General features: G+C 40.6%; 8 protein-coding genes and 1 pseudogene. 1 reads left to right on the forward strand and 8 read right to left on the reverse strand.

Annotated elements, in window-relative coordinates; all coding sequences use genetic code 11:
* Positions 1–12: 12 nt before the first annotated feature.
* Both DSOL_RS19275 and DSOL_RS19280 read right to left on the reverse strand, forming a co-directional pair.
* A complete protein-coding gene (locus tag DSOL_RS19275; protein WP_075366435.1) occupies positions 13–420 on the reverse strand; it encodes a hypothetical protein in 408 nt (135 codons plus the stop codon).
* Positions 417–1,526, reverse strand: a complete 1,110-nt coding sequence (locus DSOL_RS19280) for a ParM/StbA family protein (RefSeq protein WP_075366436.1) — start codon at positions 1,524–1,526, stop codon at positions 417–419. Before DSOL_RS19280 ends, DSOL_RS19275 begins: the two co-directional genes overlap by 4 nt.
* 188 nt (positions 1,527–1,714) lie before the next feature.
* Between DSOL_RS19280 and DSOL_RS19285 the strand changes: the two are divergent.
* Positions 1,715–2,383, forward strand: a pseudogene (locus tag DSOL_RS19285) (Nramp family divalent metal transporter); the annotation flags it as partial.
* Between the two features lie 275 nt (positions 2,384–2,658).
* Here the strand turns inward: DSOL_RS19285 and DSOL_RS19290 are convergent.
* The 6 genes from DSOL_RS19290 to DSOL_RS28455 form a co-directional block, all read right to left on the reverse strand.
* Positions 2,659–3,678, reverse strand: coding sequence for a site-specific integrase (locus tag DSOL_RS19290; RefSeq protein WP_075366437.1), 1,020 nt, complete (start codon positions 3,676–3,678; stop codon positions 2,659–2,661).
* 393 nt (positions 3,679–4,071) lie between these two features.
* On the reverse strand, positions 4,072–4,284 hold the full coding sequence (locus DSOL_RS19295) for a helix-turn-helix domain-containing protein (protein WP_075366438.1): 213 nt from the start codon (positions 4,282–4,284) through the stop codon (positions 4,072–4,074).
* A gap of 86 nt (positions 4,285–4,370) precedes the next feature.
* Entirely contained in the window at positions 4,371–5,315 is a 945-nt protein-coding gene (locus DSOL_RS19300; RefSeq protein WP_139314535.1) for a hypothetical protein, read from the reverse strand.
* Between the two features lie 508 nt (positions 5,316–5,823).
* Complete coding sequence (locus DSOL_RS19305; RefSeq protein ID WP_075366440.1) at positions 5,824–6,018, reverse strand: hypothetical protein; 195 nt, start codon at positions 6,016–6,018, stop codon at positions 5,824–5,826.
* On the reverse strand, positions 6,015–6,866 hold the full coding sequence (locus DSOL_RS19310; protein WP_075366441.1) for a tyrosine-type recombinase/integrase: 852 nt from the start codon (positions 6,864–6,866) through the stop codon (positions 6,015–6,017). The genes DSOL_RS19305 and DSOL_RS19310 overlap by 4 nt, the downstream gene beginning before the upstream one ends.
* Positions 6,867–6,988: 122 nt before the next feature.
* Positions 6,989–7,172, reverse strand: a 184-nt coding sequence (locus DSOL_RS28455) for a hypothetical protein (protein WP_207649647.1), incomplete at its 5' end; no start/stop codon positions are given.

A 7,172-nucleotide genomic window follows, 5' to 3' on the forward strand; every position in this document is an offset into this window, starting at 1 on the left:
AGAGCGGACCGTCTATGATTTTTCTCCTCCTCGCAAAAGTTTAAGAATTGATTCATCGTCTTCTGTTCCAATTACATGCGTCATCATATACTCGTACCCAGCGGAAGGAAGGGGGTTTGCCTTCATAAGTAGGTTGTCACTTTGTTCAGGTACGTGCGCTTCGGAAAATAATGCCTCCAACGAAAACGTCTCTATCTCTTTAAACTTCTCTTCCACAGCATCATCGTGAGTTTCTTCAGGATCGTGCACGCTATCTACCTTCAAGGTGTCTTTTGGGAGCGTCCTTAATAACCCCTGTCGCAATGTCTCTTTAATAAAGGAACTTCTCTTTTCGGGTTCAATCCGTTGCAAAGCTTGCCAAAGATCCGCCTCATCGTCATCGAAATACAGAGGAATAAAGGAAGATTGAGAAAGTATCATTCCTGCACATTCGCTTTCTTCGTAATATTATTAACCAAGGTCGCCGCCATGATGCGAAAACCCGTAGCATTTCCAAATTGCGGATCCTCAATCAGTTGTTTATTTTCTAACTGAATATGTTCAAAAACCATTTCCCCAACTTTTCCGGATACGAGAACCGTATGCAATTTGCCGAGCATTGGTTTTAAAGCTTTCTTCACTTCTCGCGAGATATCCGTCCCTAACTGGGTGAGCATAGTTTGCATGATCGGATTGAGGTTAAGCGACCCGTTATTCCAGGGATACAACCCACCATTAACTCGGAAAATCTTATCGAGTTCTTTATCATCGGTTTCAATCGGGTTGGCGTGATTGCTGGTCATTTCCTTTAGCTTTTCTGCCACCCCAATATAAGCCCATTTCAACCCCTTCTCAAGACTAAAGGAATTTGGTGGGTCGAGCATGATCCCATCATAAAACGCAGCAATATCTGTCGTGCGAAAGCCAGGATCAATGACCACAACATAGCCGCTAAATAGTTTGGCGCTTATCGGAATCCCATATTCATTGAGGGACTCCTTAATGAATACACCATAGCTTTGTGGCAGCACTCGGGAACGTAGGATGTTCAGGTGACGTGTGATCCCTTCCATGGGTCCGGAACGAAACTCAACAGAAAAGGACCCCTTTAACTCCGCTTCATACTTATTCTTCAAACTTGCATAATATTTTACGGGTACGCCCGTGCCAAGATAGACATTCGCCTTGGGGCTCTTTTGGGCCAGAGCCAAAGCAACCACAAGCAGGGCTGTAGCCTCTTCATCCGAGGACTTATCTTCATCCCAGCAATAATGAGCTTCGTTCGGATTCAAGCTCTCCGCCAAGCTCCCCATAAAATAATGCCGTTCCACGCCCGTAGAATAATTCTTCACAATCACGTCCAGAGAAGCAATCTGTGTTTCTAAGTCGGATCCCTTATTAATCAGAGTATTTCCCAACGTCGAAAAGATCCGTTCATTTCCCTTACAAATCACGGCAGGAAACAAAACCTTCGTGTCTCCGGTGTCAAGTTTTATCGCTCCGAATCCTGGATCAGCCCCGGCTACGAGAATATCACTTTCAAACACACCTGTTCCTCCTCAATTCCAAATCACCCATTTAATACATACTATTATATACGAATAAAACACGCTTGTAAAAATGTAACCCCTTCACACTCAATTCCATACGCTGTAAATAGGACCTCAGTCTATGAAATTGAAAAAAGGCGGTGTTAATGTGATGAAAGATCCCTTAGTGAGGAGAGTGTTCTCCTATGAATGACGGCATTCCTCCCCTCCTAGTACGTAATATCTCTTTACCACTCCCTCTCATTCGCGAAACCTGGCAAGAAAAACTCAAAGCCTTATCACGGTATCTAGGTCCAGCCTTTGTCGTCAGTGTCGCCTACATCGACCCAGGAAACTTTGCAACAAACATAAGTGGAGGTTCTAACTTCAATTACACACTTCTTTGGGTTATTCTCTGGAGCAACCTGATTGCGATTTTCTTGCAAACGCTTTCCGCGAAACTGGGCATCGCAACGGGCATAGATCTTGCGACACATTGTGGTCGGGTTTTTAGTAGACCCGTTAATACTTTCCTTTGGACAATTACTCTTTTTGCCGCCATGGCGACGTATATGGCTGAGTTTCTAGGAGCAACACTTGGCTTTTATCTACTTTTTGGTATTCCTCTCCTTGTCTCGGGATTAATGACCATTGGGGTTACCTTTCTGATCGTGTATTTACAGAGGTTTGGGCAACATGTGGTGGAACGGGTTATTACAGTCCTGATTGCTGTCATTGGACTATCTTATTTCCTAGAAATTTTCTATGCCAAACCAGCCTGGGGCGAGGTTGTTTACCACACTTTAATTCCCAGCTTAAATTCGAGCAGTGTTATGATTGCCGTCGGAATGCTCGGAGCAACTGTAATAGCACATACAGATAGATGTATAACCAAAACCCAGCTGATTAATGATTTGGGGCTTGACGATCGTCTTGACAAACAACGTGTGTATCCTCCTCCAATTGGTTCCTATAATGAAAGATTATGTTAATCAACGCCCCCCTCGATCCATCCGGATGAGGGGGGCGTTGATTGTGGTTTCACGCTCAGATTTCGGGAATACGTGTTAAGTGAAGTTGGTTCCCCCCCCAGATTATGGACGACGACTCCTCAAATCCCCCAAGACCATTCTTAATAGATACCAGTCAGTTAAATTGAATCAAATGTTGAAATACCTCTTATCATGTGATTGACATATCTGTTTCTATTTAATTCTTTCATTCGGTTTACTTCATTCTGACAATCATTATAAATATCTTCTTTTTGGTCAGTTAGATCCATAATGACAGACTGATTCATACCAGCTAGAATCATTTGAATAATTGCATATTTTTGAAGACCTGTAGGGGTAAATTGATTTTTCTTCAATCCTACTCCGCTTATCCTAAAGTAATCTTCTTTTATTAAATTTAAAATATCTGTAATGAATCCATTGTCAATTTTATTATTTCTCAAAGTAGTAAATAACAAATTTGAGTCTAGTATTTCTTTAGCATTTCTTAGATTTAGATATTCATCAATCTCAATAGCTAAAGAATAGGGCAATTCAAGGTATATACTTCTTGTCATAACCCGTTTATACTCAACTTTAAGTGTCTTTTGATTAGAATTATAGTCAACGATTTTGAATTCTGCCATTTTATCATGGCTAAATCCATATAATAGGAATAATTCAATTATTATCTTAATCTGATGTGATTTAAGACTTGTCCCTTTATTGTCCTTCAAATATTGAATGATGAATGCATATTGATCGTCATCGATAGAAGGATTAACCTCCCTATCTCTTAGAACAATTCCTTCTTTAACTAATTTATCTTGGACATCACTACTTAGAGAAGTAAATGGTTTAAATCTCATTAAGGTTGGATTAGAATACCGCTCAAATAATAACTCGTCAAAAATTCTATTAATTGCAACTAAATAATCATCAATTGCTGATATACTCTCCACATTTTGATTCTGTTTCACATAATACATAGTTGCATTAACTACATCACTTCTCGTAAACTCATCTTTGAAAATTCTATCAACCTCAAAATTTGACCCTTTGTTTTCCAAAATATATGGTATTAAATAATCTCTCAATTTTGTAACATATTGATTATATTCAGACTTTGTTAATTGCTCTCCAAACTCATTGATAATACTAAGTAGTTTACTCTTCATAACCACTTCTCCTTAATATTTTATTTCCCTATGATTTCACTCCCACTTAAGCCATATTGACATATGGATAATTAAACGTTTCATTTCATCATAAGTTAACTTGGTCTTTCCTAAAATCAAATTAATCCCCTCTGTAAAGATCACCTTTTTTCGGCATTACTTTTCCATTATGTATTAGTAGAAACATTGAGAGACACTAGAACTACAACTTTTTAATATAGACAAAATAGCTACAAAACCATTCGCCAATCATCCTCGCATGGAATGCCTTTTGGCATACGGTTAAGGGATAATTACCTCAAGGTGGCCTAATCATCTCATATCTTAACCGCGAAGTAAGGGGAAACCTGTCCCACAAAAATAAAAAGGCCCCTACCGTAAAAGTAAGGACCCTTAACGTATTCCAACCAATTCATCTATCGATATCCCGAGTCCCGTTGCCAGCCGAGCAAGCGTATGGATCCTAGGAACCCTTCGCCCAGTTTCGAGATCGCTTACATATCTGTAAGGGAGTCCGATATTAGCAGCTAGCTCTTTTTGAGTTAGCTTACGCTTTTTTCTATGGTGGGCTATTTGTTTGCCGATAGTCTCGTTGGTTAAGAGCAAGAGGGATCGCTCCTCTCTGGATCTGGCTGGACTACGATGGGGGTTGAGAGGAGTTTCATGGTTTGTAGCTCCCTTAAGATTTTTATTCAATGAGCAGGTAAGAAATTAAGGCCTTTTACTTCAACCCTACCCCCATTATTCCCCCCACTCTTTATCGGCATAGTAGGGATGTGGTCTTTATATGCGTAATAAGTACTAATTCCACCAAAAACCAAAGTAGCAAATGTAAGCGCACCAATAATATAGGTCAGAACTGCTACCTGAAAACTGTAGGAATGTTGCTTCTTCTCAAGAAGTTTAAATTCCTGTTCTTCTTGAGCCTTCGGGGCGGCTAACAGTAAAGCAGCATAAGCATCGTGCCAGTAACGATATTGCTGTCTTTTTTGTTCAATAAGAACTGAATAGTCCCGTATTTTGTATAACTGGGATAAATTTATGTCAATCATTTTTAATTCTCTATCAACCTCACGGTCTTGAACATAAAACTTATACGTCGCTATCTTATCCACGTCAATTGAGTGAAAAAACGATTTTCCCATTCTAGCTCCAAGTTCATAATGCTGCTGTAGCGGTTTTAGTTGCTCTATTCCCTCTACAAGTTTTTTTATCTTTGTAACAACAATTCCAGTAAGATATTCAATAATTTCAACTTGGACTTTGTCCATTGAGGTACGAATTTCAATATAGCTCTTAGTAACGTTATAAAGTTCTTTACTTCCTAATGTTGCCTGGGGGACAAAGGGCACTAACTTTTCACTTATTTCGATCAGTCTTTTGACTAAGAGCAATTCGTCCAAATGGAAAAAGGAATCCTTAAGTTCTCTAATTCTCGTTACAAAGTTGGTAACTTTTACTTCTAGCGGATTAGCCTGAACTAACAACAGTTCCTCTAACCCACTCAAATAATAAGAACTCTCCCTACACTCCCTTGCTACTGCCCAAAAGTCATTCACTAAGTCAATAGCTCTGATGTTTTCATGAATTATATCAGGAGATGGAGCATTTTTTACTGGTTGTTTAGCGGTTCTCAAATAAGGCCCCTCCAACAAAAAAGCGCTTTTCATATTAATTCTACTAGACTATTTGAAACTCCTTTTAATAACCTTAAACAATAATGCAAAAAAGCCTCAGCAAATGAATGCTGAGGCTTTTACTACATTTATGGATTTGCTATGCACTTGGCTGAATCTGCTTAACTCCACTCTGAATCGCCTGGTCAATAATATCCTTAACCGCCTGATCCGCCGCTTGCTGTGCGACGGGCTGAACGGCTTGTTGGATAATATTCGCAAACTACTGTACCAATGTTGAATAACCATCCCCCATATTTTCCCTACATTGAGTTAAATGGAGGAGTTGGATATTATTCCTCCCCCTCCTTATTTCCGTGGCTTACAGAGCCATTGAGATTGTTATTTACACGTTTGTGATTTTTAAGCTTAATAAGCAAGCCCCTATTCAATTCATAGAGCATTTTAAAGACTGGATTTTCCTCTCGTTATATCATTTTAGTGTAATTTTCTATTCTCTCATCAATAATCATACATCCTCCCACGCTAAATCTTTTAAAGCATACCTTCGACACTCCTGAAAAAACTTAAGTCTCTCGTAAAGAGCCTGAACATCTTCATCGTTAGTATTGAAACCCCTTTGCCTTAAAGACAGTATCCTCTTTCTGACCAACTCAATCCTTTTATCCCAAATCATCACCATCTTTGCCGGGTGTATAGTCATTCCCCATTCCCTCCCTCCCGTCCATCCACAGCCCGTTCTAAATCACGCCAGCTTGGTTGTGTATATATAGCAGTAGTATCAATGCGGGAGTGTCCCAAAAGGGCCGCTACCGTCACAATGTCCACTCCGGAACGCAAGATCTTCGTAGCGAAGGTATGGCGAAGTACATGAGGTGTTACGCTATTGGGATCTAATTGTGCCTGGTACGCATATTTTTTAATCAACTCTTGAATGGTCCTTGGGGAAAGATGTCCTCCCACGCTGCCAGGGAAAAGGTAGTCGCTATTTGCCTTGGCTAACCATGGACCAATCATTCCCCTGCCATCGGCATTGATCGGTACCTCCCGACGCTTCATACCCTTACCGTTACGGACTATAACCTTCCCTTTGCGTTCTCCGATCTCAATATCACTAGGCTTAGTTGATACGGCCTCACTCACGCGCAGGCCAGCATAAAGCATCAGACCAATTGCAGCGTTATCCCGCACGTTTCCTTCTCTCGCCACTGAACGGAGAAAACGAGCTTCTTCTACCCGATCTAAAGACTTTGGCGCTCTCTTCGGTTCGGATAAATGTCGAGGGAAAACAGGAAGATCATTAATCGCTCCTTTCCTCTTAGCCCATTGTAGCCAAGCGCGGATCGCCGCCAAGCGCCGGTTGATCGTCGAGGGCTTAAGTCCACGAACCGTCAACATATGGCTTAGATAGTCTCTTAGATCCAATGTAGTGACAAGACCAGCAACTAGCTCTATACCATCCGATTCCTCAAACCAACGGGAGAAATCAATCAAGTCCTCACCGTAGGCCCTAGCTGTGGTCTGTCCAAGAGTACCTAAAAATTCTTTCATAGGCTACCTCCAAGTTATGCGCAATACTTTCCTTCCTATAATAAAGCCGGGAACCCGCATTCTATCGTTCGGGTCCCGGCTATTTTCTGCGCCTAAGAATCATTATACGCATAGTTTTTACGCTATAAGATAGGACAATGTTTTAAAGGCTCTTGTTCGTTCGTTTGGTTTTCAATCCAGCCAACAATTACATCCCCTCTTGTCCCTTTAGCCTTTAGGATGTATCCTTTATCTTTTCGCCAATCAACTGACATACGATATAACCCATGATACGGATATAGAGTTACTAAAAGTTTAAGGATATTA

This window comes from Desulfosporosinus metallidurans (genome assembly GCF_001936615.1).
GTDB lineage: Bacteria > Bacillota > Desulfitobacteriia > Desulfitobacteriales > Desulfitobacteriaceae > Desulfosporosinus > Desulfosporosinus metallidurans.